The sequence below is a fragment of the Mesorhizobium sp. M4A.F.Ca.ET.050.02.1.1 genome (assembly GCF_003997725.1).
In the GTDB taxonomy this organism is placed as follows: Bacteria; Pseudomonadota; Alphaproteobacteria; order Rhizobiales; family Rhizobiaceae; genus Mesorhizobium.
The window spans coordinates 1-1,277 of record NZ_RZSG01001180.1; the positions used below are offsets into that span (position 1 = coordinate 1).

Here is a 1,277-nt window from a genome sequence, read left to right on the forward strand (position 1 = left end):
CAGCGGCGGCGGCATCGATGAAGCCGTCGCGATAGACCGCACCCCGATGGTAGGGCGTGCTGCCGACGATGCGCCGGTATTCGGCGCTCCCCGGCTCCATGTTGAAGTCGCCCAGCCAGATCGCCGCCAGTGGGTTCTCCGGCTCCGGCCCGCCATTGCTCCAGTTGCGCTGCGGTTCGTCATCGGCCCCGCTCCAGGGGCCGCCGTCGGACGGCGCCCGGCGATGTTCGTTGAGTAGATAGTCGATCTGCTCCAGCCGCTCCTCGACGGCGATGTGCGCGAGATGCAGGGAGAACACCCGCACTGGACCGGCTGGCGTGCGGATCATGCATTCAAGCGCGGCGTTGCGCGTGTTGAGCGGGCGCACCGTGCGGCGCAGCGGCAGGGAGTGCAAGCGCGACCAGACGATCGGCAGCCTCGACAGCACCATGGTGCCGAACTGCCTGCGGCGGTTGACGACGCGGCCGTCGCGCCGCTCGCTGGCGTCCATGTCGAAGGCCGGCCCGTAAACCCAGTGGTAGTCAGGCAGCCGCTGCGACAGGATTTCCGGCTGGTCGTCCTCGTTTGTCCGCTGCCAGTGCCGCTCCACCTCCTGTAAGGCGATGATGTCGGCGCCTTTGACGACGCGCGCGGCGCGCGCGAGATCGTAGCGGCCGTCGCCGCCGAACCCGTACTGGATGTTGTAGCTGACGAGCTTCATTGGTTACCCGGCTCAGTTCCGGTGATGGCAGTAGCGTTTCACCGATAGCGTGGCAATGGACCGCAACAGCAACGGGGCTGGGCCAGAGGACCGTCTTCCTACGTCGTCAGCGGCTGGAACCGCCCCGCCGGCGACGCCGCCAGTTCCGACCAGTCGATCTCCTCCTCCAGCCGGTGATAGGCCTCGTCGCCGATCGTGCCGTTGCGGCGCAGTTCCTCCAGCGCGTCGCGCTGGCGCTTGATGGCATAGAGGCGCAGGCGATCGTATTCGGTCGCCGCCTGGGCGTCCTCAGGGTCCTCGGCGATCCGGCGCTGCGCCTCATACTGCTCGCGCACCACCGCCGCCGCTGCCGACGTCTTGTGGTTCAGGACGTCGAGCGCGGCCTGCATGACGGCAACGCGCGCCTCCGCCACCTCGCGGTCGATCGTCGTGTCCCGTTCGAAATTGAGTATCCGCAGCAGCGGCTTCAGACTCATGCCTTGCAGCACCAGCGTGCAGAGAACGAGCGCGAAAGCGGCAAGCACGATGGGGTCACGGCACGGGAAGCCGGCCGGCAGCGCAATCGCCGCCAACAGCG

Annotated in this window: 1 protein-coding gene and 1 pseudogene; both read right to left on the reverse strand. The window is 67.9% G+C overall.

Annotated elements, in window-relative coordinates; translation table 11 throughout:
* On the reverse strand, positions 1–700 hold a 700-nt coding region (locus EOA33_RS36110), incomplete at its 3' end, for an endonuclease/exonuclease/phosphatase family protein (protein WP_127407750.1).
* Positions 701–798: 98 nt separating this feature from the next.
* Positions 799–1,277 (reverse strand): annotated as a pseudogene (locus EOA33_RS36115) (sodium:proton antiporter); the annotation flags it as partial.